This is a genomic window from Streptomyces sp. NPDC006602, from assembly GCF_042870385.1.
Lineage (GTDB): Bacteria > Actinomycetota > Actinomycetes > Streptomycetales > Streptomycetaceae > Streptomyces.
Genome location: NZ_JBIAHG010000018.1, coordinates 126,735 through 153,450 on the forward strand (window position 1 = coordinate 126,735; position 26,716 = coordinate 153,450).

Annotated in this window: 19 protein-coding genes; 9 read left to right on the forward strand and 10 right to left on the reverse strand. The window is 69.8% G+C overall.

The genetic code is table 11. The features are described from left to right. Positions 1 to 69: 69 nt before the first annotated feature. The 8 genes from ACFYO2_RS33680 to ACFYO2_RS33715 are packed head-to-tail and all read left to right on the forward strand — an operon-like array spanning position 70 to position 14,127. Positions 70 to 1,869, forward strand: a complete 1,800-nt coding sequence (locus ACFYO2_RS33680) for an amino acid adenylation domain-containing protein (protein ID WP_388356640.1) — start codon at positions 70 to 72, stop codon at positions 1,867 to 1,869. A 13-nt stretch (positions 1,870 to 1,882) separates the two neighbouring features. After that, positions 1,883 to 3,799, forward strand: coding sequence for a B12-binding domain-containing radical SAM protein (locus ACFYO2_RS33685; RefSeq protein ID WP_388356642.1), 1,917 nt, complete (start codon positions 1,883 to 1,885; stop codon positions 3,797 to 3,799). Position 3,800: 1 nt separating this feature from the next. Then, the gene (locus ACFYO2_RS33690) at positions 3,801 to 4,952 is read left to right on the forward strand and encodes an acyl-CoA dehydrogenase family protein (RefSeq protein ID WP_388356645.1); all 1,152 of its coding nucleotides are present in this window, start codon (positions 3,801 to 3,803) and stop codon (positions 4,950 to 4,952) included. A 41-nt stretch (positions 4,953 to 4,993) separates the two neighbouring features. Further along, positions 4,994 to 5,998 carry an ornithine cyclodeaminase family protein gene (locus ACFYO2_RS33695; RefSeq protein WP_388356648.1) on the forward strand — a complete coding sequence of 335 codons (1,005 nt, stop codon included), beginning with the start codon at positions 4,994 to 4,996 and terminating at the stop codon, positions 5,996 to 5,998. Between the two features lie 34 nt (positions 5,999 to 6,032). Further along, positions 6,033 to 6,836: a thioesterase II family protein gene (locus tag ACFYO2_RS33700; RefSeq protein WP_388356651.1), complete on the forward strand. Its 804-nt coding sequence runs from the start codon at positions 6,033 to 6,035 to the stop codon at positions 6,834 to 6,836. Positions 6,837 to 6,847: 11 nt separating this feature from the next. After that, on the forward strand, positions 6,848 to 7,657 hold the full coding sequence (locus ACFYO2_RS33705; RefSeq protein ID WP_388356653.1) for a thioesterase II family protein: 810 nt from the start codon (positions 6,848 to 6,850) through the stop codon (positions 7,655 to 7,657). A 24-nt stretch (positions 7,658 to 7,681) separates the two neighbouring features. Further along, the gene (locus ACFYO2_RS33710; protein WP_388356656.1) at positions 7,682 to 10,891 is read left to right on the forward strand and encodes an amino acid adenylation domain-containing protein; all 3,210 of its coding nucleotides are present in this window, start codon (positions 7,682 to 7,684) and stop codon (positions 10,889 to 10,891) included. After that, entirely contained in the window at positions 10,888 to 14,127 is a 3,240-nt protein-coding gene (locus ACFYO2_RS33715; RefSeq protein WP_388356659.1) for an amino acid adenylation domain-containing protein, read from the forward strand. The genes ACFYO2_RS33710 and ACFYO2_RS33715 overlap by 4 nt, the downstream gene beginning before the upstream one ends. 56 nt (positions 14,128 to 14,183) lie before the next feature. On the opposite strand, the gene dnaN is transcribed toward ACFYO2_RS33715, so the two are convergent. The 10 genes from dnaN to ACFYO2_RS33765 all read right to left on the reverse strand — a co-directional run bounded on the left by dnaN (position 14,184) and on the right by ACFYO2_RS33765 (position 25,452). Further along, on the reverse strand, positions 14,184 to 15,323 hold the full coding sequence (gene dnaN, locus ACFYO2_RS33720) for a DNA polymerase III subunit beta (RefSeq protein WP_388356661.1): 1,140 nt from the start codon (positions 15,321 to 15,323) through the stop codon (positions 14,184 to 14,186). 18 nt (positions 15,324 to 15,341) lie between these two features. Then, positions 15,342 to 16,103, reverse strand: coding sequence for an SDR family oxidoreductase (locus ACFYO2_RS33725; protein ID WP_388356664.1), 762 nt, complete (start codon positions 16,101 to 16,103; stop codon positions 15,342 to 15,344). 12 nt (positions 16,104 to 16,115) lie between these two features. Beyond that, on the reverse strand, positions 16,116 to 16,967 hold the full coding sequence (locus ACFYO2_RS33730; protein WP_388356667.1) for a LuxR C-terminal-related transcriptional regulator: 852 nt from the start codon (positions 16,965 to 16,967) through the stop codon (positions 16,116 to 16,118). A 1,899-nt stretch (positions 16,968 to 18,866) separates the two neighbouring features. Continuing rightward, a complete protein-coding gene (locus ACFYO2_RS33735; RefSeq protein WP_388356670.1) occupies positions 18,867 to 19,541 on the reverse strand; it encodes a 4-carboxy-4-hydroxy-2-oxoadipate aldolase/oxaloacetate decarboxylase in 675 nt (224 codons plus the stop codon). Between the two features lie 9 nt (positions 19,542 to 19,550). Continuing rightward, a complete protein-coding gene (locus ACFYO2_RS33740) occupies positions 19,551 to 20,780 on the reverse strand; it encodes an aspartate transaminase (RefSeq protein ID WP_388356673.1) in 1,230 nt (409 codons plus the stop codon). Positions 20,781 to 20,785: 5 nt separating this feature from the next. Next, entirely contained in the window at positions 20,786 to 21,529 is a 744-nt protein-coding gene (locus tag ACFYO2_RS33745; RefSeq protein WP_388356676.1) for an SDR family oxidoreductase, read from the reverse strand. A gap of 46 nt (positions 21,530 to 21,575) precedes the next feature. Beyond that, complete coding sequence (locus ACFYO2_RS33750; protein WP_388356679.1) at positions 21,576 to 22,886, reverse strand: MFS transporter; 1,311 nt, start codon at positions 22,884 to 22,886, stop codon at positions 21,576 to 21,578. Between the two features lie 89 nt (positions 22,887 to 22,975). Continuing rightward, positions 22,976 to 23,962, reverse strand: a complete 987-nt coding sequence (locus tag ACFYO2_RS33755; RefSeq protein WP_388356682.1) for a biotin-dependent carboxyltransferase family protein — start codon at positions 23,960 to 23,962, stop codon at positions 22,976 to 22,978. Then, entirely contained in the window at positions 23,955 to 24,668 is a 714-nt protein-coding gene (locus tag ACFYO2_RS33760; RefSeq protein WP_388356684.1) for an allophanate hydrolase subunit 1, read from the reverse strand. Before ACFYO2_RS33760 ends, ACFYO2_RS33755 begins: the two co-directional genes overlap by 8 nt. Position 24,669: 1 nt before the next feature. Beyond that, on the reverse strand, positions 24,670 to 25,452 hold the full coding sequence (locus ACFYO2_RS33765) for a LamB/YcsF family protein (protein ID WP_388356687.1): 783 nt from the start codon (positions 25,450 to 25,452) through the stop codon (positions 24,670 to 24,672). A gap of 322 nt (positions 25,453 to 25,774) precedes the next feature. Between ACFYO2_RS33765 and nac the strand changes: the two genes are divergently transcribed. Beyond that, on the forward strand, positions 25,775 to 26,704 hold the full coding sequence (gene nac / locus ACFYO2_RS33770; protein WP_388356689.1) for a nitrogen assimilation transcriptional regulator NAC: 930 nt from the start codon (positions 25,775 to 25,777) through the stop codon (positions 26,702 to 26,704). The last annotated feature ends 12 nt before the right edge of the window (positions 26,705 to 26,716 follow it).

Below are 26,716 nucleotides of genomic sequence, written 5' to 3' on the forward strand. Positions count from 1 at the left end.
ATCCCGCCCGCTGCCACCCGACCACTGAATTGTGAGGACCTCCAGGACATGTACGAGGAGTCGAGTTCGTTGAACGCAACGGCCACCACTGGCACTTCCGTACCCGAGCGCATCGCTGCCCGGGCCGCGGCCGATCCCACCCACCCCGCCGTCGTCGAGGGCGCGAGCATCCTGACGTACGGCCGGCTCCGGGCGCGGGCGGCGGAACTGGCCCGGCGGATCCTGGAGTCGGGCGCGGGGCCCGACGACGTCGTGGCGATCCATCTGCGGCGGGGCACCGACCTGGTCGTGGCGGCCACCGCCGTGCTCACCGCCGGAAGTGCCTATCTCGCCCTGGACACCGAAGAGCCGGCCGGTCGAGCCCGCACCTTCGTCACGGGCGCCGGGGCCAAGCTCCTCATCACCGATGCGGAACTCGCCGGCCAGGTGGCGACGCCCGGCGTGCGAACCGTCCTCGTCGACTCCCCCTCCGATGTGAACGAGTCGGCCGAGTACGAGCCGACGGCCCCGATACCGCCCTCGGCGGCGGCGTACATCACGTACACCTCCGGCTCCACCGGGCAGCCCAAGGGCGTCGTGGTGGAGCACGGCGGGCTGGCCAACCTGGTGAGCTGGTACGGCGAGCAGTACGCGCTCACCCCCGCCGACCGGCTCACCCAGCTCGCCCGGCCGTCCTTCGATGCCTTCGCGCTGGAGGTGTGGCCGTGTCTGGCCCATGGAGCAACGCTCCACGTGGTCCCGCAGGAACTGCTGGCGGCGCCGGCCGACCTGACGGCGTGGCTCCACCGGGAGGCCATCACGGTGAGCTTCGTCCCCACACCGCTCGCCGTCGAGCTGATCGACCTGCCCTGGCCGCGTGACGAGGACGGCGCGGTCCGGCTGCGGTCGATGCTGGTCGGCGGCGACCGACTGGGCCACGGCGCCCCGTCGGGGCTGCCCTTCGCGCTGTTCAACAACTACGGCCCGACCGAGGGCACCGTGGTGGCGACCTGCGGGCAGGTGGCCACGGCAGGCGCTGAGGGCGACGCCCCGCCGTCCATCGGGACTCCGATCCGCGGTGTCAGCGCGTACGTGCTCGACCCGGCCGGGCAGCCGGTCCAGGACGGCGAGCCCGGCGAGCTGTACCTCGGCGGTGCCGGGGTGGCCCGCGGCTATCTCGGCGCGGGGGCACGGGACGCGGAGAAGTTCAGCGACGACCCGTTCGCCGACGGGCCGGGCGGCCGGCGGTACGCCACGGGCGACCTGGTCCGACGGGACGCCGACGGGCAGCTGCACTTCCTCGGCCGGATCGACGACCAGCTGAAGATCAACGGCGTACGCGTCGAGCCGGGCGAGGTCGAAGCGGCGCTGCTCAAGCAGACAGGCGTGCTCGCCGCGACCGTTGTCGCGCACCGCACCTCCCCCGACGCCCCGGCCTCGCTGGTCGCCCACGCGGTACTCACCGACGGCACCGACGCCTCGGAGGTGCGCCGCCGGCTGGCGGAGGAGGTCACCGCCGTGATGGTGCCAGTGGCGGTGGTCCCGGTGGACGCGCTGCCGCTCACCCCGCACGGGAAGGTGGACCGCGCCGAGCTCTCCGCCCGACCGCTGCCCACGCCGGACACCGACGCGGACGCGGACCCCGGGAACGCGTACAGGACGCCGCTGGAGCAGCAGATCGCCGAGCTGTGGACCGAGGTGCTGGGCGTCTCCCCCGTCGCCCCCTCGGACAGCTTCTTCGACATCGGAGGGGACTCGCTCCGGGTCATCCGGCTGGTCAAGGCCGCGCGCCGGCAGGGCCTCGTGCTGATCGCCGACGACGTCTACATGTACCCGGTGTTGCGGGACATCGCCGACGCCGTCCTCAAGTCATCCCAGAGCGACGAGTAAAGGCGGAAGCACCGTGAAACGACACGTCACGATTGTCGAGCTGTCCGTGTACGACAACACGGTCCCGCTGGTCGCCGGCTATCTGCAGTGCTACGCGACCCGCGACCCACTGATCGACGACACCTTCGCGTTCGGCATCTATTCCCGCAGCCTGCGCACCCCCGTCGACGAGATGCTCGCCGAGCTGATCGAGCGGGACAGCGAGGTGTACGCCTTCAGCTGCTACATCTGGAACATGGGCGTCATCAAGCGCCTGTTCGAAGGTCTGCTGGACGCGCGCCCGGACGCGCGCTTCGTCCTGGGCGGGCCGCAGGTCATGAACCACGCCGCCGACTACGTACGGCCCGAGTCGGCCAACGTGGTGGTCTGCAACGGCGAGGGCGAGCAGTCCTTCTACGAGTACCTGTGCCAGATCGCAGCCGGCGAACCGGACTTCACGCAGGTCTCCGGCGTCAGCTTCTTCGACGCGCAGGGCGAGCTGGTCACCACGGACGACTCACCGAGACTGACCAAACTGGACGAGGTTCCGTCCCCGTTCGCCGCCGGGATCTTCGACGACGGCGAGTACACCTTCTCCGTACTGGAGACCAACCGGGGCTGCCCCTTCCACTGCGGCTTCTGCTTCTGGGGCGCCGCCACCAACTCCAAGGTCTACAAGTTCGAGACCGAACGGGTCATGGGCGACATTGAGTGGATCGCCAAGAACGGTGTGGCCAGCGTGTTCATCGCGGACGCCAACTGGGGGCTCTCGCCGCGCGACGTGGACCTCAGCAAGCACATCATCGACAACCGGAAGAAGTACGGCTTCCCCACCTCGATGGTCATCGCGGCGGCGAAGAACCGCCCGGAGCGGGTCGCGGAGATCACCGACATACTGGTGCACGGCGGCCTCGTGACCAGCCAGCCGATATCCCTGCAGACCGTCAACGCGAACGCGCTCGAGCTGATCGACCGCAAGAACATTCGCGAGAACACCTACATGGACTTGCAGAAGTCGCTGAACCAGAAGGGGATCAGCTCCTTCATCGAGCTCATCTGGCCGCTGCCGGGAGAGACCCTGCAGTCCTTCAAGGCGGGCGTCGGGCGGCTGTGCCGGCTCAACGCCGACACCCTGACCATCTATCCGCAACTGCTGCTGCACAACACCGACATCTACCAGCGCCGTGAGGTGCTGGGCATCGAGGTCGAGCGGGCGCCCGACGAGGCGGCCGAGGCCGACGTGGTCGTGGCCACGAAGTGGGCCTCGCGCGCGGAGGTCGTCGAGGGCGCGTGGTTCTACTACGCCGTGCACAGCCTGTACAACGGGCGCTCCGCCTACCACCTGGCCGGCTACCTCGACCGCGCCGGCATCCAGCCGTACGAGGAATTCCTCTCCGCGGCGACGGCGTACTTCCAGCAGCAGGACGACGAACTCTGCCGCTTCTTTGCGAGCTCGGTCTCCACGGCGGACAACTACGACCTGCTGAACGTCGGCAAGTCCGCGCACATGGTCCTCCACTCGCACCGGGGGGTGATGGACCGCCTGCTGCTCGACTTCTGCCGCACCCAGCCGTGGTGGACGGACCCGGCGGCCCGGCTCGCCCTGGACATCGACCTGGTGGCCCGCCCCTACATCTACAGCGAGAAGGTGGTGCCCCCCGAGGTCGGACTCAGCGAGGCCCGGCTGCTGGGCCTGACGGACACCACGGTGACCATCGAGGTGCCCGAGGAGCTCGCCCACGTCCCGACGGCCCTGGGGCTGACCGGCGAACCGGCGGCCGGCGCCCTGCGGTTCACCCACCCCCGCGAAGGCAAGATGCCCTATCCCCGGCTGCGGTCCATGGAACAGAACGCGGGCTACTGCCACGTCATGATCCAGCGCCTGCGCCAGTTGCTGCCCACCTGTGAACCACTGGACCTGGCAGCCGCCGGGTCGGCGCGAAATGAGTAGCGTGAAAGAACGAGAGATCTTCGGGGCGGACCACCACGCCTTCCGTGACACCGTCCGGACCTTCGTCAAGCGCGAAGTGGCTCCGCGCCTGGCCGAGTGGGACCAGGCGGGGGTCACCGACCGCGAGGTGTGGCTCGCCGCGGGGCGGGCGGGAATTCTCGCCCCGGACATGGAGAGCGAGTACGGAGGAGGCGGCGTCCCCGACTACCGCTATCACGCCATCCGGGGGGAGGAACTCGCCCGGGCGGGCACGCTGAGCCCGGCTTTCAACGTGCACAGCGAAGTCGTCGGCGGATATCTGTCGGGCCTTGCCACCGAGGAGCAGAAACGTCGCTGGCTGCCCGCGTTCTGCTCGGGAGAACAGATCAGCTGTATCGCCATCACCGAGCCGGGCGCGGGCAGTGATATCGCCGCCATTCGCACCAGCGCACGGCTGGACGGCGACTGCTACGTCCTGAACGGACAGAAGACCTTCATCACCCACGGATCGATCGCCGGCCGGATTCTGGTGCTGGCCAAGAACACGGCGCCCGGGCCCTCCGGGCGGCCCGCGGCGAGTCTTCTCATGGTCGAGGCGGACATGCCGGGCGTGGCCGTCGGCCGTCCCCAGGCCAAGATCGGCGTGCACTCCCTGGACACGGTGGAGCTGTTCTTCGACAACGTACGGGTGCCCCGGCAGAACCTGCTGGGCAGGGAGGGCCTGGGGTTCCTCTACGTCTTCAACAGCCTTCCCAGGGAGCGTCTTTCGATCAGCGTGGCGGCCCTCGCGCTGGCGGAGCGGGCGTACGAGGAGACGGTCGAGTACTGCCGTCGGCGTGAGGTCTCGGGCGGAGCCCTCACCCAGTTGCAGACCGTCCGCTTCAATCTCGCCGAGATGGCGACCTCGCTCACGGTGGCCCGCGCCTTCACCGACCAGTGCATTGTCAGCCACGACCGCGACGACCTCAGCCAGGAGGACGCCGCGATGGTCAAGTGGTGGAACACCGAACTGTGCAAGGACGTCACCGACCGCTGCCTGCAACTGCACGGCGGGTACGGCTACACGACGGAATTCATGATCGGACGGGCCTTCGTGGACAGCCGGGTGCAGACGATCTACGGCGGAACCACAGAAGTCATGAAGGAAATCATCGGCCAGTCGGTGGCCTTCTAGTCCACCGCCCGCGCAAACCATTTCAGAGGGGTCACTTTTCCATGCTGATCATCGATGGCGCGACCGTACAGCGGCTTTACTCGATGGACGATGCGGTGGCACGCGTGCGGGAAGCGTTCCGGGCGCTGGGCGGCGACCAGGTGCAACAGCCGCTGCGCAAGGTGCTGAAGATGCCGGGCGGCCGGGCCTTCGCCGTGATGCCGGCCCAGGTCTCCGACCCCGGCGGCACGGCGACCACCGCCTTCGGAGTCAAGACGATCACCGTCACCCCGGACAATCCGAGCCGCGGACTTCAGGTGCACAACGGTCTGGTCCTGGTATTCGACCCGCAGACCGGTGTCCCGGCCGCCGCGGTCGAGGCGGGCTCCCTCACGGCGATCCGTACCGCCGCCGCCTCGGCGGTCGCCACCGATCTGCTGGCCCCCGCCGGTGCGGACAGCCTCGCCGTGCTGGGCACCGGCGTACAGGCACGCGCCCACATCGAGGCGATGGCGGTGGTCCGGCCGGTCCGTCAGGTCCGGGTGTGGGGACGCCACCACGAGCGCGCGAAGGCGCTGGCTGCCTGGGCCGCCGATCACCTGGGAATCGAAGCGGCGGCATACGAGCGGATCGAGGAGGCCACGCTGGGCGCGGGCATCGTGTGCACGACCACAGCGAGCACCGAACCGCTGCTGTTCCTCGACGCCGTCGGTCCGGGCACCCACATCAACGCCGTCGGCGCTTCCTTCCCGCACGCCCGCGAACTGGACGCGTCGCTGGTCGAGCGAGCCTCCGTGTTCGTCGACCGCCGCGAGTCCGCGCTCAACGAGGCGGGCGATCTGCTGTTCCCGATGAGGGAGGGCCGCTTCAAGGCCGAGGACATCAGGGGCGAGATCGGTGAGCTGCTGGTGGGCCGGTGCACCGGCCGTACCGGCCCCGACGAGATCACCGTCTTCGAATCGCTCGGCCTCGCTGTGCAGGACGTGGTGTCCGCCATGCGCGTGTGGGAACGGGCGGAGGCCGAGGGAGCCGGAGTGAAGGTCTCCCTGAACCCCGCCGCGCACTGACCGGCCGGACCGACTCGACGACAACGGAGTGAGCATGACTGACGCGAGCATGTGGCTGCGCACCTGGTCCAAGACGGCCGCGCCCCGGGCGACCCTGCTGTGTTTCCCGCCCACCGGGCTCGGCGCGTCGACCTTCCGGCCCTGGCAGGAGGAGCTGGGCCCGGACGCCCTCGTGGTGGGGGCGCAACTGCCCTGCCGCGAGGAGCGTATCGAGGAGGAGCCGCCCCACCGGGTCGAGGAAGTGGCGGCCGAGACGGTACGCGCCCTGGACGGGCTCGCCTCCACCCGGAGCAATCCGCTGACCCTCGTGGGCGTCGGCTCCGGCACCGCGATGGCGCTGGAGGCGGCGGCGCTGCTGGAGGCCGCCGGCCACCCGGTACGGCGCGTGGTACTGGCCTCCGGGCGGCCCCCGCACTTCGTCGGCACGCCGGGCGACGAAACCCTGGAGCAGGCGACCGACATCCTCGGCCAGACGGACCAGGAGATCATCGCGTCCGGCTGCTCCTGCCTGCCGGGACTCGATGTCGCGGCCCAGCTCGACAGCTGGCTGGTCGAGCGGATGCTGACCGGATTCCGGGCCACGGTCGCGATGATCGCCGAGTACCGGTACGCCCACCCGGAGCTGGCGTGCGAGATCCAGGCGTGGCACGGCTCCGACGACCCCCTGGTCCGTACGGAACACAACGACGGCTGGCGCGAGTACACCTCGGGCGCCTTCACCGCACGGAGCTTCCCCGACTGTCACGACTACTTCACGATCAGCCGCAACGCCATGCCCGGCGCGCTCGGGGAGCTGCTCTCCTCCGACGCCTCAGCGAACGCGGCTCCCGGCCGATGAAGGGGCAGCCGATGACCGAAGCACCCGGCCCCGCCGCCCCGGACGAGGCCCGCGCCCTGCAGAGCTGGACGGCGCGTCCCCAGGCTTCGGCCGTGGTCTACGCCATCGCGCACGCCGGCGCCGGCGCCTCCCCTTGGAACCCGGTCGCCGCTGCGCTGCCCGACAGCCTGGAGCTACGGGCCGTACGGCTGCCCGGCCGCGAGAACCGCGTCAGGAGCGCCCCGTACGCGACCCTCGCGCCCGCCGCGGCGGAGGTCGCCCGGGTCATCGCGGCGGACACCCGCGAACACGGCAAGCCGGTGCTCGTGATGGGCTCCTGCTTCGGCGCCATGGTCTCCCTGGCGGCTCTGAGCATGTTGCCGGCCGAGGTGCCGCTGCGGGGGCTCCTGGCCGTACGTCAGCCCATCCCGGGGCATGTCGCCCCGGCGTCCGGCGAGCGGCCCGCGGCCCTGAACGCCCAGGACCTGCGGAACTGGCTGCGGGAGTACCGCCTCACCCCGGCCGCCCTGCTGGACGACGACGCGGTCTACGAGTTCTTCGAACCGCTGTTGCGGGCCGATCTGGCGATGACCGACGGCTACACGTTCACCGGAAGCCGGCTGCCCGTCCCGGTCTTTCTGCTGCGGACCGCCGGAGCGCACGACCCCCTTGACGCCACGGCCTGGGAAGCGGTCACCTCGCAAGCCGTGCGGGTGCACGACCTGCCGGTCGGCGGCGACCCCCTCACCGAAGAACCCGCCCTGCTGGCCAAGGCGATCGCCCGGATCGCCGACGTCGCCCAGGTCGCCACCCACGCCGTACGCCCGGCCAATCCGACATGAACGGCCCCGATCGAAAGGCAACCCGTGCCTGACTCCCTCCGCCCCCGCACCAGCCGCGCGTCGTCGTACGCCGCCGCTTCCCCAGCCCAGCGGAGGTTGTGGTTCGAGGACTCGGTACGCCGCCGCGACGGCCGCTCGGCCGCCTACCACTCGGCGCTGTCCCTCCGGATCCGCACCGAGGTCGATTCCTGCAGCCTGCGCAGCGCTCTGACCCTGGTGCAGGACCGGCACTCCGTACTGCGGACCGTACTCGAGCTGGCCGACGGGGAGCTGTTCCAGCGGGTGGTGCCGTCCGCCGAGTGTCCGCTGCCGGTCATCGAGGTCACGGCCGACAGCGGGGAGGAGGCCCAGAGCGAACTCGAACGCCTGATGCGCGCCGAGTTCGAGAAGCCCTTCGACCTCGGCGCCGACCCGATGCTCCGCGCCCGGCTCTACCGCCTCGCCCCCGCCGAGTACGAACTGCAGTTGGTCGTCCACCACATCGCGACCGACGGCTGGTCCATGGACATCCTGCTGCGGGAGCTCTCCGACGCCTACGCGGCGATCCGCGAGGGAGAGACGCCCGAACTGCCCGAACTCCCGCTGCAGTACACCGACTACACCGTCTGGCTGCACGGCCAGGTGGAGAGCGGCGGCTACGACAAGGACCTCGACTACTGGACGGCCCAGCTCGCCGGCGCCCCCAAGCTGCTCGAGCTGCCCACGGACCGGCCGCGCCCCGCCGAGCAGACCTACCGTACCGGCCGGGTCCCGTACGCCCTGCCGCAGGAACTGGCCGCGCGGGCAGCGGAGTTCGCGCGGGACCACCGCGTCAGCCTCTACACCCTTCTGCTGACCGCCTTCCAGGTGACGCTGTCCCGGTGGACGGGACGCCAGGAAGTGGTCATCGGTACTCCGGTGGCCAACCGCACGCTGCCGGACACGGACCGGCTGATCGGGTTCTTCGTCAACCTGCTCCCGATGCGGCTCGTCACGGACGAGACGCTCTCCTTCGCCGAGCTGCTCACCAGGGCGCGGACGGTCACCCTCGACGCCTACGACCACGATGTCATCGCCTTCGACCGGCTGGTCGATGTGGTCGCGCCGGAACGCACGCTTGCTCACGCGCCGATCTTCCAGGTGCTGTTCTCGGTCGCGGACCCGCACCACGGCGGTCCGCGTGCGCTGGGTGAGCCGACCTATGTCGACTACGGGGCGGAGAGCCACTTCGACCTCACCCTGGTCGCGGAGACCCACGGCGAGAAGATCGTGGTGTGGACGGACTACGCCCGGGACCTGTTCGACCGCTCCACCGTCGAACTTCTGCTGGGGCGCTTCCGGGCCGTGCTCGAATCCGCGATGGCCGAGCCCGGCGCGGCCCTGGTGACCCTGCCGGCCATGCCGTCCGAGGAGCGGACCCTCATCGACACCGCGGCCGTCGGGCGGCCGTTGCCGCAGGATCGGCCGCTCGTCGACCGGATACGCGAAGCAGGCGCCGAGCGGATGGACGAGATCGCCATCGCCGACGGCGATGACCTGGTGACGTACCGGGAACTGCACGAGCGCTCCGACCGCCTCGCCGTCCAGCTGCGGGCCCACGGCGTCGGGCCCGACCAGGTGGTGGCCGTCTGTCTGCCGCGAGGCGCGGGCCTGATCGTCTCGCTTGTCGCGATCTTCAAGGCGGGCGGTGCCTATCTGCCGATCGACCCGTCCCACCCGGCCGACCGCCTGCGGTACATGATCGAGGACAGCGGCGCCCGGGTCGTCGTGTCCGGCGCGGCGCATCTCGGGCCGGCGTTCCCCGAGGGCCTGCCGGTGCTCGACATCGACAACGTCCCGGAGGCGGCGGCGGAGGCGGCCACCGGGACCGGACCGTGGCCCGAGGTGCACCCCGACCATCTCGCCTGGCTCATCTACACATCCGGCTCCACGGGCCTGCCGAAGGGCGTGCAGGTGCCCCATCGTGGTGCCACCAACTGCATCCGCTGGTACGTGGACGAGTACGCGATCACCCCCGAGGACCGGCTCTCGCAGCTCGTGGCGTCGAGCTCGGACGCCAGCTTGCTGGACATGCTGCCCGCCCTCTCCGCGGGCGCCCGGATCGTGGTGATCCCGGACGACGTGCGACTCGACTTCGACGGCCTGTGGGCCTACTTCGCCCAGACCGGCGTCACCGTCTCGTTCATGATCACGCCGACCCTGACCGCGAGCGCGGGCAGCGCTCCGGCCACCCACCCCACGCTGACGCGGCTGACGGTCGGCGGCGACCGGCTGCCCGCCGTACCCGACGGACTCCCCTGCCCCCTGGCCAACATCTACGGGCCGACCGAGGCGAGCATCGCGGCCGCGGCGGGCTGGCTCACGTCGGGCGTGCCGAGCCATGTGGGCAACGCCCTCGCCAACACCCGTACGTACGTGCTGGACGAGTGGCTGCGCCCGGTGCCGCCCGGCGTGAACGGCGAGCTCTACCTCGCCGGTCCGCAGCTGGCGCGCGGCTATGGCGGCCGCCCCGGCCTGACGGCGAAGAAGTTCCTCCCCGACGTCATCGCGGCGGACGGCGGACGGATGTACCGCACCGGCGACCAGGTGCGCTGGACCAGCGACGGGCGCCTCGACTTCCTGGGACGGGTCGACCGGCAGGTCAAGGTACGCGGCTTCCGGATCGAACTGGAGGAGATCGAGCAGGTGATCTCCGCGGTACCGGGGATGGACGAGGTCGTCGTACTGCTCAAGGAGAACCTTCCGACCGGCCCCGGGCTGGTCGCGTACTGCCGCCTGGCCCAGGGCGCCGCCGAGGACCGGGCGTGGATCGAGGAGGTCCGTCGCCACCTCAGCGAGAATCTGCCGGAGCACATGGCCCCGCAGGGCTACGTCGGCCTCAGCCGGTTCCCCTTCAACCAGAACGGCAAGATCGACCGCCCCGCCCTGCTGGCTCTGGAAGTTCCCAGGGACAGCGGCGGTGAGGCGGGACATGTGGCTCCACAGGGGGCGCTGCAGGAACTCGTCGCCGAGGTGTGGCGCGACGTACTGGGCGTCGAGGGCGTCTGGGCCAACGACAACTTCTTCCACCTCGGCGGTCATTCGCTGCTGATCGTGAAGGCGGTCGCCCGGCTCGAGGCGGCGCTCGACGTGAAGATCAGGCTGACTCTGCTCTTCGAGTGCCCTGTTCTCAGCGATCTGGCTCAGCGGCTGGAGGAGACGGTCCTGGAGCACCTGGCGAGCCAGTCCGGCCGAGAAGGAGTCCGACCCGCATGACCGCAGAACCGCAGGCCCCGCAGACACCAGCGACGCAGACACCGGAGGCCAAGGAGGCGCTGCTTCGCGCACTCATTGCCCGACGGCGCGGCGGCGCCGAGCCGGCGGAGATCCAGCCGGTTCCCCGGACGGCACCGATCCGGACGTCCTTCGGACAGCGGCGGCTCGCCTTCCAGCGTGAGCTGGACCCGGAGGCCGCGAGCAGGAACCTGATCTTCGCCTGGACGCTCACCGGCAGGCTCGATGCCGAAGCCCTGTTCCGGGCGGCCGATCTCGTCGTCGAGCGGCACGAGGCGCTGCGGGTGCGCATCGCCACGGTGAACGGCGATCCGCACCAGACCGTCGGCCTGGCCTTCCGGTTCCCGGTCGAGGTGGTGGAGGTAGCCGGGGCGAGCGAGCAGGAGCGCGACGAGGGGGCGCTGCGGCAGCTCGGCCTGGCGATGCGCCCTCCGATGCCGCTGGACTCGGGCCGGCTGCTGCGGGTGGGGCTGTGGCGCACCGGACAGGACCGCCATGTGTTCGCCGTCGCGGTGCCGCACATCGCGTTCGACGACTGGTCGGCGGGGATTCTGCTCGGCGAACTCGCCACCGCGTACGAGGCGTTCGCCGAGGGAAGGCGGCCGGAGCTGCCGGCGCTGACGGTCCAGTACCCCGACTACGCCGAGTGGCAGCACAAAGTGCTCGGGCAGGAGGGCCGCCAGAAGTGGGCGCAGGAGTGGGCGTCGTCCATGGCGGACGCGCCCCCGGTGCTGGACCTGCCAACCGACCGTCCGCGGCCCCAGACCACGGGAGGCCTCACGGCGGCCGTGGACTTCCGACTCGGTGCCGAGCTGACCGGCGCGGTCGAGCGGGTGGCCGCCGCCGGGACCGCGACACCCTTCATGGTCCATCTCGCCACGTACGCCCTGCTGCTGGCCCGCCTCAGCAACAGCGACGACATCGTGATCGGGACTCCGGTCACCAACCGGACCACGCCCGCCCTGGAGCCGCTGATCGGCTTCTTCATCAACACCCTGATCCTCCGGATCCGGGTCGACCAGGCCACCTCCTTCCAGGAACTGCTGGCCCAGGTCAAGGCGCACGTACTCGAGATGTTCGACCACGCGGACACTCCGTACGAGCTGCTGGTGGAGCGTCTCAACCCGGTACGGGTGCCCGGCTACAACCCGGTGGTGCAGACCCTGATCACGCAGCAGACGGGCTCCGCGACCCCGCTCCGGCTCGCCGGGGTGGAAGCCACGCCGCTGCCGGCGGGGGACGGGGCGAGCGAGTACGACCTCGTCGTCGCCCTGATGCCCGAGGACGGGGAGATGCGCGGCCGGATCTTCTACTCCGCGGAGCTGTTCGACCGGGCGACCATGGAGACCCTGGTCACGCAGTACCGGAGCCTGCTGGACAGCTGCACGCGGCGGGCTCAGGAGCCGCTGTACGCGCTCGGCCTCCCGGGCGCGGCCGGCCGGCCGGCGGTACACCGGCCGGAAGACGGGCTCGACCGCTTCCATCCCGGAGTCCGGCTCCGCTCCCATGCCGAGGCCACCCCCGACCGGACCGCGGTGGTCGCACCGGACGGCACCCTGACGTTCGCCGAACTCGACCGGCGCGCCGACCGACTGGCCCACGCACTCCGGTCGGCCGAGGCGTGCCATGAGCGGACGGTTGGGGTACTGCTGCCGCGTTCGTGTGCGCTGGCCGTGGCCCTGCTCGCGACCTGGCGTGCGGGAGCGGTGTTCGTACCGCTGGATCCGGCGCATCCGGGCGAGCGGCTGAAGGGCATCGCCCGGGACGCCGGCCTGCATCTGCTGATCACCCCGGACGGAACGGCACCCGACTGGTGGCAGGGGCCAACGCTCGGGCCGGAGTCGCGAGACGCGGCGTACGGGAACGGGGCCGGCGACGGGGTCGGGGCAGCGCCGGGCGGCCTGCCCACGCCTCATCCGGCCGCGCTGGCGTATCTCATCTACACCTCGGGCACAACGGGCGAGCCCAAGGGCGTGGGGGTTTCCTACGGCAGTCTGGCCAACCTCACCCGGGCGGTCGCCCCGCTCGCCACGGCCGAGAGCGACCTCATGGCGAACGTCCTGGCGCCCTCGTTCGACGGCTGGATCTGGTCCATGGTGCTGCCGCTCGCACACGGCCGGGGTGTGGTCATGGCGGATCCGGTCGACGGCCTGGAGGAAATCCTGGCTTCCTCGGGAGCCGGCACGGTCACCGTGACGCCCTCGATGCTGGGCGTGTGCGAGCAGTTGCCGGACACCCTGCGGACCGTCATCGTCGCGGGCGAGGCCTGCCCACCGCATCTCATCGAGCGCTGGGCCCCGGGCCGCCGGTTCGTCAACGCGTACGGGCCGACCGAGACGACCGTCTGCGCCACCTGGGCCGACAGCGCCGCGAGCGACGATGTAACGACCATCGGCCGCCCGATCTCGCAGCTGCGCACGCATGTCGTCGACCGCTACCTCCGGCAGGTGCCCCTCGGGGTCACGGGGGAACTCGTCGTCGCGGGCGCGGGCGTGGCCCGCGGCTACCGGAACCGCCCCGGCCTGACGGCCGGCCGCTTCGTCCCCGACCTCTTCGCAGGCGACGGCGGACGCATGTACCGGACCGGCGACCTGGTCCGCGAACGCCCGGACGGCAGCCTCCAGTTCATTGGGCGCGTCGACGAGCAGGTGAAGATCCGGGGCTTCCGGGTCGAGCCGGGGGAGACCGAGCGGCTGGCCGCGAAGGTGCCGGGCGTTCTCGAGTGCGCCGCCGCCGTCTTCGACGGGGTACAGGGCAAAGCCCTGGGCATGGTCCTGGTCGCCGCCGACACGGCGTGCGCGGATGATCTCATCGACCGTACGGAGCGTGAACTGGCCCGACAGCTACCGCAGTTCATGGTGCCGACGGTGACGCTGACCGTGGACGCACTGCCCTTGACGCGGACCGGCAAGCTCGACCGCGACGCGCTCGCGCGGCTGTGCGCCGATCGCCCGGCCAGTCTGGAGCGGGCCCCGATGTCACCGACCGAGGCAATCGTCGCGGGCGTCTGGGAGGCCGCGCTCAAGGTGCCCGTGAGGGACGCGGACGCGAATTTCTTCGATCTGGGCGGCCATTCCCTGCTCGCCGCCAAACTGATCAGGGACCTGTCCGACGCCCTGGGTGTCGTCGTGACGGTACGGCTCCTGATGACACGGCCCACGGTCCGGGGGCTGGCGGCAGAGTGCGACCGCTTGCGCGAGGAGCCCGCGCGGCCGTGAACCACGCCGAGCGCGGCCCCTTCCGCCAGGAAGGGGCCGCGCTCGTCCGTGCGTCCTCAGTGGGTCCGCAGGGGCATGAACAGGTAGCGGTAGCTCGGGTCGTGCTCACCCTCGGGTTCGGCCCGGCCGGTGAAGACCGCGGGCTTGCTGACCGTGGTGTAGCTGAGCTCCAGGAACGGCGTACTGATCGCGCTCAGCCCCTCGACCAGGAAGCTCGGGTTCGCAGCGAGGCAGATCTCCTCCCCGTCGAACTGGGCGTCCACCGTCTCCCGGCCTCGCGCCTCAACGGCGTTGCCCGCGTCGAGCACGATCCGGCCCGGCGAGAGGGTCATCCGCATCGCGGCGTTGCGCTCGATGACCAGCGAGACACGCTTGGCGGCCTCAAGCAGCGGCACCCGCTCCACGACCACGCTTCCGGTGTACTCGCTCGGGAAGATCGTGTGGTACTTGACGAAGGTGGCGTCCATGAGACGAGTGGTCGCCTGCCGGGGTCCTGCCTCGAAGCCGATGATGCCGCCCGCGCCGGCGGTCTCGGCCGGGACGAGCGAGATGGTGACCTGTTCGCCCTTGGTCAGTGAACGGGCGATCTCGTGCAGGCTCTTGGCCGGGACGAGAGCCACCGTGTTCAGTTCCATGTCGGGGTTCGTCGGCCGCCAGGGGATGTCCCGTACCGCCAGCCGGTAGCGGTCCGTGGAGACCATGCGCAGAGTCGAGTTGGTGAGCTCGAGCCGGATGCCGGTCAGGATCGGCAGCGTCTCGTCCCGGCCGGCAGCAACCGCGACCTGCGCCACGGCCGACGCGAAGAGCGCACCGTCGACCGTGCCTTGGGCCGGCGGCATCTGCGGCAGTTGGGGGTGGTCCTCGAGCGGGATGGAGGGGAGGGCGAACTGCGAGGCCCCGCAGAGCAGTACGGCATCCGATGCGTCGGTCGAGATCTCGACCGGCAGGTTCGGCAGTGAACGGGACACCTCGGCGAGGAGCCGGCCGGATACGAGCACGGAGCCCGGCTCCAGGACTTCCGCCTCGACGTCGAACTTGGCAGAGGTCTCAAAGTCGAAACCCGACGCGGTGAGCGTGCCCTCCGTGGCCGTCAGCAACAGGCCCGCCAGCGTGGGGACGGTCGGCCGGGCGGGAACAGCGTGTGCGGCCCAGGCGACGGCCTCGGCCAGGGCGCTGCGATCGAGACGGATCTTCAACAGATGTCTGCTTTCGAATCAGAGTTGACGGAGAGCTCCCCCGTCAACAGGAACCATCAGTCCGGTGAGATAGGAGGCCGCCGGCGAAAGCAGGAAGGTCGCCACCTTCCCGAACTCCTCCGGCCGTCCGTAGCGACGCAGCGGGATCACCGACTCGTTCCGGGTGCGCGCGAGTTCGATATTCCCGGTAAGAGTATCCAGCTCCTTCACCCGCTCGGTGTCGATCTGCGAAGGGAGCAGACCGAATACGCGGACACCCCTGGGCCCCAGTTCATCCGCGAGAGCCTTGGCGGTCATCGCGAGCCCGGGCCGCAGTCCGTTGGACAGCGCGAGGCCAGCCACAGGCTGACGTACGGTCCCAGAGAGAACGAACCCGAGGGCGCCGTCGTCGCCGATGACCTCGGCCGCGGCGCGGGCAAGGCGCACAGCACCGAGAAACACCGACTCGAAGCTCGTCCGCCACTGCTCGTCGAGTACGTCCGTCACCAGCCCGGCCGGTGGCCCGCCCGTATTGGACAGGACACCGTCCAGTCGCCCGAAGTGATCCATGGCGGCCGCGACCACCCGCTCGGAGGTGTCCGGCGCACCGTTGTCCGCGACCAGCCCCACGGCCTCCTCCCGGCCGCCGAGCCCCGCCACGGCCTTGTCCACCGATTCCTGCGTCCGGCCGGTGACCAGGACTTGGGCACCCTCGGCTGTCAACTCACGTGCGGCGGCGAACCCGAGTCCACGCGTGGCAGACGTGACGATGTATGCCCGACCCTCAAGTCCAAGATCCATAAGGCCATTCTGTCAGGAATCGCGTTCCAGCAGGCGGAGTTTGTGGACCAGATAACCGGCGTGCGGACGGCTGCGAGCACCTATCCGCTTCATGATCTCGGACAGATGCCTCTGATAGGTCCGGAGGGAGATCCCGAGCCGCTTCGCGATGATCTTGTCATCGTGCCCCTCGACCAGCAGACGCAGGAGGGCGAGTTTGAGATCCTCCGAGATCGTGACGACGTGATCCCGGTTGTACGACACGGGAAACGGCATGGCCTGCGCCCAGGCACGCTCGAAGGTCGCGACCAGGAAGTCCACGACGCTGGCGTCGCGTACGATAAGGGCTCCGCCCCTGCGCCCCCGGAGTTTGATGACGGCCGCCTCCCCGTCGAAGACAAGCAGCCGGGTGACGGCGTCACTGACGGTGCGCACCTCCGCGCCGAGCCCGATGAGCAAGTCGACCTGCTTGGTGGTCGGCTGACTGAACTGTGCGGTGTGGTGGTAGATCGTGCGCATGCGCACACCGCGCTTCAGGAGCCCGGCCGTACGCTCCATGGCTTCCTTGAGGACCGGCTCGGGACGCGCACCGCCGGGCTGCGAGGTCAGTACCTCCGAGTGACACCCCGAGGACAACTCGGTGATGACCTGCCGGACGGCGCTCAGGTCAGTGATGGGCTGCACGGCGTCATGCGCGATACCCGTCATCGCCTGGGGCTCGTACAGCGGTGCCAGTTCGGTCAGCTGCGCGCACGTCGCATCGATCACCCGCTGCCTCTCGTGGAGTTCCCGGATCGCGGGCAGCAGCACGTTCGCGCTCGCCGTGGCCGGCGGGACGGCGACCAGCCGGTCGTCGTACTCCTCCTTGGGGGCCAGCAGTCGCATGTCGAGAAGTTGCCGGATGGCGTCGTCCGCATCCTCGGGCGAGACCTCAGCCCGTGCTCGAAGCTCGTCGACGGAGACGTCACCCTGCCTTGACGCATAGGCGTAGAGACTGCGCACCGCAACGTCGACCGGCGCTTCGCGATCTGTCGGTGTTGCACCATTCGCCATAATTCCTGTCCGTCCTCATCCAGGGGGTGATGAGCAACGGCCCGTGCCGCAACTACCAAGTCTCGAACTCCACATGGCCCCCCAGCAGGCGGCCATGATAGGTCACCCGCTCGTCAGGACGGGACTGTTAAACAGCCGTCGCGACCAGCCTGATCTCGAACGGACTCGAGGACCAGCCCAATTCAAGTAGACACATCGCTCACTGCGGAACCATGACACGGCGAGCGCTGCTACCTCGACTCCTACGACCTCGGCCGCCCGGCCGACAACACGCCGGGAACCCCGTCCACAGAGGCGTTTTCGTTCAATCGACGTCTCGAAGGACGGCAAGACGATCAACCACCCGCTTCGTCCACGCCCCCGGACAGAACCTCGCGATCGGGGCAGATCGAAACGCGCCGACCCGTGCTCTACACAGACGAGCACGGCGCCGGTGTCCCCCTCGACCGCCTTCGACCCGGCCAAGTGGCAGCGCCAGATGTGCCGCGCCATCGCCTACCGCACCTTCAACGCCGGCGACCAAGACCGCCTTCCACAGCGAGTGCTCAGCCCTCCCTGGAAAGGAGCTACTCCCAACAGCTTTCCCCGTGCAGCCGCCCTCGGAGGGCTCACACAGCGACGAGACGTACCCGGTCGCTGCACAAGCTTGACCATATGTCTCCCTGACCTGTGAAAACGCCCGAGAATCAGACACTGGGCCCCGTTTCCATCCCCTGCGCACAGGTCGTCGTGCAGGGGTTCGGCCATCCGCCGAGCCTCGACGGGTCGTCCCTCGGACCGCTCCAGGAACCCGATGGCGCGCCGCAGTTCGATCGCCTCGTCGCAAGCGTCGCTGTCCGGCCCGCACCTGACGCAGGACGGCCTCGACCTTTTGCAGGGCGACGGTCACCGGGCCCGGTTCGGCGCGGCAGTGCGAGGCCTGGGCGCGGCAGGATCGCGCCCTTTCGCTGGTGGGTTTGGAGGTGCGGGAGAAGGCGCCCGCGAGGGCGTCGAACTCGGGCAGGGCCCGGCGGTTGTGGCCGCCGAGGAAGCGGACCGTGGCCCGCTCCATGCACAGGTCGAGCTGCCGAGCGCCGCGGCGGCCGGCTCGATAACGTCGCTGAGGACCTCGGCAGTCCGGGGGAACCGCTCCTCCACGAGCACGTCTGTGTGCCTGCCTGATGCCTCGCGGAGCCTGGCGGGGCCCCTGATGCCGGCGCAGCACAACGGTCAGGAAGCCGGACCGTCGAGGCCGAGGCGGATCACGGCGAGTGCCTCGGCGATCAAGCGGCTCGACCGGCACATGACTGCCCCGGTCACCGAGGACAGCATCTGGCGTACACGGACGCGAACCGGGACTTCGAGCCGAACGCCTCCGCGCCGATCGTGCGTCAGCAGAACGTCGTGCACCTGGCCAAGGTGATCACGGACTGGTACAAGAAGGCCCCCGCTGCCATTTGACCACCCGGAAAACCGGAGCCGTTCCACATCTGGCGGATTTCAGGGGCCCGGACCGGGTGGCCCCCGGCTGCCTCCGCGCGCCCTGACCTGCGGCGCTTGGCGCTGAGACTGGCAGGTCACGTGGGCGCGTTGGGCGCGGCACCAAAAAACGGATACTCGCCCCGCTTCGCCAGACCGTAGCCGGTGCTTCTCCCGAGCGAACTGCTCCTGCGCATCACAGGCCGACGACGAACAGCACTACGCGCCACCCGCCACGGCCGGTGCCATCCGGGGTTGCCCGGGGCAACGCCACTAGTCCTCGATCATGAGCCCTTTCGACGCGAGAAGCGGCTCGAGACCGCACATCTCGATGACCGTCCTGCCCGCCCGGTACGCGGAGATGTAGCCGGCCTCGGCGTCGACCCGCTCCTGTGAGGCGGTGGTCACCGCGGCGGCGTCCTCGCGGCGGACGACGACCACGCCGTCGGCGTCGGCCCGCATCACGTCACCGGGACGGACGAGTACGCCGCCGATGGTGACCGGCTCACACATCGGTCCGACTGTCTCCTTGACCGTGCCCTTGATGGACACGCTGCGGGAGAAGACGGGGAAGCCCAGGGCGCGCAGGTCCTCGGTGTCCCGGACGCCCGTGTCGGTGATCAGGCCGCCGAGCCCCTTGGCCTGGCAGGCGTTGGCGAGAACGTCCCCGAAGGAGCCCGCCTCCTCGTAGGCACCGGCGGACACTACGACGACATCCCCCGGGCGGGCGTAGGCGATGGCGGTCTGCAGCATCAGGTTGTCGCGCGGTGCGCACTGGACCGTGAAGGCGGGGCCGCACAGGGACATGCGATGGTCGACCGGCTTGATGGCCGAGTCCAGCGCCCCGAGCCGGCCCTGTGCCTCGTGGATGGTGGCCGAGGAGAAGGCACCCAGCTGCTTCACCAGAGCGGCGTCCGGCCGCTCGAACTTGGTACTCACGCGGATCATGACGACCTTTCAGACGGTGGGAGCGCAGGACAGGCGGGCGCAGGCCGTTGCGAGGCGGGCGCATGCCTCGGTGAGGGCGTCCGTCGACGTGGCGAAGGAGATGCGGAAGTAGCCGGGTGCGCCGTACGCGGCTCCGTGGATCACCGCCACCTGCTGGCTGTCGAGCAGGTAGCGGGCGAAGTCCTCGTCGTTCTGTATCCGGCTTCCCGACGGTGTGAACTGCCCGATGGTGTCGTGGCAGTTCACCAGGAGGTAGAAGCCCCCGTCGGGAACGGTGCAGCTGAGCCGGGGAACGTCGTTGATGAGCTTCACCGTGGCATCGCGGCGTCCGCGGTAGACGGACACGGTTTCCCGAACGAAATCCTGCGGTCCCGTGAGCGCGGCGGCAGCGGCGGCCTGGCTCACGGACGAGGGGCAGGAGGAGGTCTGGGACTGCAGCGTGTTGATCGCGGTCACCAGGTCCGTCGGGCCCACGCCGTAACCGATGCGCCAGCCGGTCATCGCGTACGTCTTGGAGACGCCGTTGGTGAGGAACACCCTCTCGGCCAGGCGTGGTTCTACGGCAGCCAGGGACGGGGCGGCCTCCTCGCGGTACCAGATCTCGTCGTATATCTCGTCGGTGAGGACGCGCACCTGCGGGTGTTCCAGCAACACCTGGGCCAGCTCGCTCAGTTCACCGGCTGTGTATGCGGATCCCGTCGGGTTGCCGGGGGTGTTGAGGACGACCCAGCGCGTTCGCGCGGTGATCGCTGCCGCGAGCCGCTCCGGAGTCAGCCTGAAGCCGTCCGCCTCGGGACAGTCGACGACCACCGGGGTGCCGTCGTTCGCGCGGACCATGTCCGGATAGGACACCCAGTACGGGGCGGGAACGATGACCTCGTCCCCTTCGTCCAGGGTGGCCATCAGGGCGAGGAAGATGACCTGCTTGGCTCCACCGCCGACCGTGATGTGCGCGTCGGTGCACTCCAGCCCGTGGCGCTCGCGGAGCTTGGCGGCGATCGCGGCGCGCAGCCGCGGGGTGCCGTTCACGGGGGTGTATCTGGTCTCGCCCGCCTCGATGGCACGGATCGCCGCGGCCTTGACGTGGTCGGGGGTGTCGAAGTCGGGCTCGCCCACGGTCAGGTCGAGGATGGGGAGCCCCTGGTTCTTGAGTTCGCGCACACGCTGAGCCGCCGCCGTGCTGGGCGAGGGGTTGATACGGCGCACGCGTGCCGCGGTGGCGTCGGTGAGGCCGCTCATCGTGTTCAGCCCTCCCTGCGCTCGAAGTTCAGGCCGCCGGGGACCTGGAAGGTGGGCAGGATCTCGATGTGGCCGATGTTGACGTGCCGGGGCGCGTCGACGGCGAACTCGATGGAGTCGGCGATGTCCTCGGGCTTGAGGGACTCGTAGCCGTCGTAGAACTGTCGCTGGGCCTCCTCCATGTCACCGAGCAGGCGACCGAAGATCTCCGTCTCCACGCGTCCCGGGCAGATCTCGGTGACGCGGACCCGGCGGCCGTAGCCGTCGACCCGTAGTTGGCGGGAGAGGGTGTGCACGGCTGCCTTGGTGGCGTGGTAGATGGTGTTGCCGCCGAAGTTGTAGACGCCGGCGATGGAGCTGATGTTGACGATGTGGCCGAGGTCGCGCTCCACCATGCCGGGCATGAGCAGACGCACCAGGTGCAGAACGGCCTGGATGTTGACGGCGACCTGCTCGTCGACGGCGAACTCGTCGGCGGTCAGGATGTTGCCGGTGCGCGAGACTCCCGCGTTGTTGACGAGGACGTCGATCCCCAGACCGTCCAGTGCGGCGGTGAGCGACTCGGTGTCGGTGATGTCGACGGCGTGCGGGACGCAGCCGGTGGCGCGGGCAAGGGCGTCGAGCCGTTCGGCGTTGCGCGCCACCGCGTGAACCTCCAGGCCTCGCTTGGCGAGTCGCTCGACGACGACGGCTCCGATGCCGGTGGACGCTCCGGTGACCAGAGCCGTCCTGTAGTCGGAGATGGGCATGCTGAGGTGCTCCTTGGTGTGGGGGCGTGCGGGTGCCGAGGGTCTGTCAGGCGTCGCGCAGGGGCAGGTGGGCCCGGTCCTTCACCCGTGAGACGGCGACGAGAGTGCCGACCGCGGTGAGGACGGCGTAGAAGGCCGGCATGTTGACGTTGCCCGTGCGGTCGATGAGATAGGTCATCAGCAGGGGCGCTGTACCGCCGAAGAGTGCGGCGGAGACGTTGTAGCCAAGGCCGTAGGCGGAGTAGCGCACCCGGGTGGGGAAGAGTTCGACCAGCAGGATGTGGATGACGCCGGTGTGCCCGGCGAACACGACCGCCATGACGCAGGCGCCGAGGGCGGCGAGGGCAACGTTGCCGGTGCCGATCAGGAGGTAACAGGGGACCCCGATGACGGCCATGGCGATCGCGGCTCCGGCGATGACCTTCTTGCGTCCGACCCGGTCCGAGAGGCGACCCATGTACGGGATGGCGATACAGATCGCGACCAGGCTGGACGCGGTGACGAGAAGGCCCTGGACCTTGGTGAACTGCAGTTCGCTGCTCATGAAGGTGGGCATGTAGCTGAACAGGACGTAGTACCCGGAGCCGTTCATCAGGGGGATGAACAGGGCCAGCAGCATGGCGCGACGGTGCTCGGCGGAGGCGAACGCCTCCTTGAGGGGGTTCTTGGACAGGCCGCCCTCTTCCTTCAGGCGATTGAAGTTGGGCGTGTCGCTGATGCGCTTGCGGATGTAGATGCCGGTGATGCCGAGCGGGACCGCGAGCAGGAACGGTATGCGCCAGCCCCAGGACTCCATGCGCTCGGTGCCGAGTCCGCTGGTCATGGCGGCGGCGATCAGCGTGCCGGTGAGCAAGGAGAGGAACGATGCGATCTGGGCGTAGCTGGTGTACAGACCGCGCTTGCCCTCCGGGGCGTGCTCGGCGAGGAAGCTCATCGCGCCCGACGCCTCACCGCCGACGGAGAAACCCTGGGCGACGCGCAACAGGATCAGCAGAGCGGGCGCCGCGATGCCGATGCTCGCGTAGGTGGGCAGGACTCCGATGGCCGCGGTGGCGGCGCTGATGAGCAGGATGACGAAGACCAGCATCCGCTGGCGTCCGATGCGGTCACCGAGGTGCCCGCAGATGACGGCGCCTAGCGGGCGGAAGAAGAAGGAGACGGCGTAGCCGAGGAAGACCAGCTGGATGGCGTTGTCGGAGCCGGGGAAGAAGACAGCGGCGAGCGTTCCGGCCATGAAGCCGAAGATGCCGTTGTCGTAGAGCTCGGCGAAGATGCCGACGCATCCTGCGAGGGTGACCCTGCGGGCTGTTCTGGGGTCGACGGTGTTGGGTACCGGTTGAGCGGCCACGGTGCTCATGGCTCTCCTGTCTGGGAGCAGGCTGGGGACGAGGGACGTTCGGCTCCGTGCGGGTGGGCAAAAGGGGCTGCTGGGCGAGTGCGGGGAGGTCAGCTGCCGATGGGAGCGCGAATGCGCAGGCTGTCGAAGGCGGTACGGACGCGGGTTCTCAGCGCGTCGATGGCGCTCCGCTGTGCGCGGTGGGCGGTGACCGCCTGGTCGAGGGTGCGGTGGCGGAAGCGGATGGTCTGCCCGGGGCGCACCTGCCCCAGGGTGGACAGACCGGTGGCGGTGACGACGGCCAGGACGGGGTAGCCGGCCGTGACGCCGCGGCCGCGGTGCAGCACGAGGAGTTCGTCCCCTGCCGGTACTTCGACGGCGCCGATCGGGACGCCTCGGGAGAGGACCTCGCCCTTGGCGATGCGGCGGGGCACTTCGCCTTGCAGCCGCAGGCCGATGTGGTTGCTGCGCGGGCTGACGGTGAAGGGAGCGTCGAACAGGCGCCGTCCCGTGTCTCCGAACTCGGCCCGGTCGGGGCCGTCGGTGACGTCGATGGTCCAGCTGATGGGGAACGGGGGGACGGGTGCGTTCAGGCGGAACAGCGGGATCCGCGAGAAGGGGTGGTCGATGGGCGGGCAGGCGGTGCGCAAAGCGAGTTCGTCGCCTTCACGCAGGGCGGGCCCGAATCCCAGGATGGTGTCGGGAGCGCAGCTTCCCTGCAGGTAGTCGGCCTCGAACGAGCCGAGTACGGCCAGGTAGACGCGCAGTCCGCGCCTGATGCCGGTGACCCGGACGGTCTCGCCGGCGCGCACGGGGACCGGTTCCCACTGTGGGCGGACCGTTCCTTCGACGGTCACGTCGGCGGGGGCGCCGGTCACAGCGATGAGGATGTCGCCAGAGGGAACACACGCGAAGTCGAGAGCCGTGATCTCCAGCAGCGGGGCGCGCTCGTCGTTGCCGCACAGCACGTTGGCGACGCACGCCGAGTGCTGGTCGGCGGCTCCGTTGGCGGGCAGCCCGTAGCGGGAGCGGCCGACACGGCCGAGATCCTGCACGGTGGCGATGCCTGCGGTGCGGATCGTGAGGGTGTCAGCCATGACAGTCCGCCAGGGGCATGCCGGCATAGTCGTCCCACTGTTCGGGTGTGATGGGGCGGAAACGGAAGGTGTCCCCGGGCTGGTAGGCGGTGATCGGGTCGCGGTGCAGATCGAGGACGCGCACGGGGGTGCGCCCGAGGAGCGGCCAGCCGCCGGGCGAGGGCATCGGGCAGATGACCGCCTGCCGGCCGGCTACGGCGACCGAGCCGGGATCGACGCGGGTGCGGGGCGACGCCAGCCGCGGCACCGGCCTCGGGAAGGGCGGTCCGTCCGTCATCGGCGCCCCCGCGGGCGCGCCGAGGCAACGTACGGTGAGATCGGTCCCGGAGTGGAGTGCGACGACCTCGCTCTCGGTCAGGTCGAGTTGAGCGGCGACTTCGGGCAGATCGGGCCCGTACGCGCCGCCGTAGACGACGGGGACGACGAAGCGTCGCGGAGGTGTCGTCCGCGCGGGGTTCGGCCCGAGGCGGGCGGCCTCGTGCGACAGGGCGCGCCTGACCGTGTCGTGGTCGGTACCGGTGCAGTCGAACTCCACGAGCAGGGCGTCGTAGGTGGGCACCACGTCGTGGACACCGGTGAGCCGGACGCCGTCCAGGGCGTCGGCCAGGGCGTGGACGAGCCGCCAGGCGTCTTCGGCGGCCAGGCCCACGGCCTTGGCGACCAGGGCGGAGTCACCGCAGTCGGTGATCGTGACGTTGGCGTTCATGTCATACGCCCTTACCGCTCAGCACCTTGTCGAGAGAGGTGATCACGACGCCGACGGCGAGGAGTTGCTCGCGGATGCGGCCGGCCAGCGCGATCGCTCCGGGGCTGTCTCCGTGCAGCAGGACGGTGTCGCAGGCGACCGGGACGTCCTTGCCGTCGGCGCTGCGGATGACCCCCTCGGTGACCATGCGCAGCGTCCGCCGCGCCACCTCGTCCGCGTCGTGGATCACCGCTCCGGGCTCGGAGCGGGGGACGAGGGTCCCGTCGTCGCGGTACGCGCGGTCGGCGATGCCGACGATGCCCACCCGCAGTCCGCGGGCCCGGGCGGCGTCGGCGAGCTCACCGTCCTGCGCCAGGATGATCAGCGACTCGTCCAGGGCGGCGACGGCGTCCACGACGGCAAGGGCGTAGTCGGCGCGTACGGCGACCAGGTTGCCCAGGCGTCCGTGCGGGGCGACGTGCCGCACCCTCGTACCGTGCGCGACGGCGAACGCCTGCAGGGCGCCGATCTGGTACAGCACGTCCGTACGGACCTCCTCCGGCGTGAGGTCCATGGCGCGGCGGCCGAAGCCGACCAGGTCGGGAAAGCTGGGGTGAGCTCCCACGGCCACCTGCTTCTCCACGCAGGTCCGGACGGTGGCGTCCATGATGCGCGGATCACCGGCGTGGAACCCGCAGGCGACATTGGCGGACGTCAGCATCTCCAGCAGAGCTTCGTCGTCGCCCATCGTGTAGGCGCCGAATCCCTCGCCGAGATCGGCGACGAGGTCAACCATGGGGGTCATGACGTCCTCCGGGAGAGATGATGAGGAAGGAGAATCCAGCACGTCTTCGTGATTTCCCGAAAAAGATCCGCACTCTCGGACACAGGCGATTGTCGCGAGCAGAAAGAATTCCTGGGAACCGATTTACTCCGACTTCGCGGGACGGTTCCGGGCTGGATGTTCCGCTCAACTTAATCCCGCGCTCGCATGATCGCCAATATGCGTTCGGTCTGGCGTTATCGCGAATGGTTATGACCTGCCTCACAGCCGAGGCGCTCCGGGGCTGTGCTTCGGGGTAACCCCCTCCCTACGATGAGGCCCCGCTCCCCGTGGAAGGCCCCGCATGGACACCAGGCGTCTGTACTCGTTCATCAAGATCGTCGATGCGGGGAGCATCACGCGCGCGGCCGACATCCTGCACATCGCACAGCCCGCGCTCAGCCAGCAGTTGTCCGCGCTGGAGGCGCAGTTCGGGCAACAACTGCTGATCCGCAGCAAACGCGGGGTCGCCCCGACCGAGGCGGGCCGGGCGCTGTACCGCCACGCTCAGCTGATCCTCCGGCAGGTGGACCTCGCACACGCCGCCGTCGAGGTCTCCGGCCGGGCTCCCGCCGGCAGCGTGTCGGTGGGCCTCGCGCCGTACAGCCTGGGCGCGGCGCTCGCCCTGCCACTGCTCAAGAGCGTGCGCGAGCGCTACCCGGACATCCTCTTGCACATCAACGAGAACTTCGGCGGCGTGATCAGCGAAGCGATCATGACGGGCCGGATGGACATGGCGTTCATCTACGGGGCCGGCCCGCTGCGGGGTGTGCAGTTCGAGCCCGTACGCACGGAGGACCTGTTCCTGATCGGCGCGCCCGGCGAAACGGCCCCGCCCGGACAGGGCGAGGTGAACCTGGAGGAACTCACGAGCGTGCCCCTGCTGCTGCCCAGCCGCATCCACACGATCCGACAGGTCGTGGACTCAGCCTTCCAGCAGGCGTCGCTCCGGCTGAACGTGGTGGGCGAGGTCGAATCCGCGCTGACGCTCGTCAACGCGGTGGACGCGGGCCTCGGCGCCACGGTCCTGCCCTGGTCGGCGGCGCGCGCCATCCTCGACGTCCGCTCCCTGTCCGTGCGCCGCATCGTGGATCCCGTCATCCAGGTCAAGCTGTCACTGGTCACGTCGGACAATCAGCCCCTCTCGGAACCCGCCTTGGCCGTGCACGATCTATTCCTCGAAATGATCACCACCTTTGACGGGTCGCCTGGCGGGGATAAGGATCGCCGATAGCGTCACACAAAT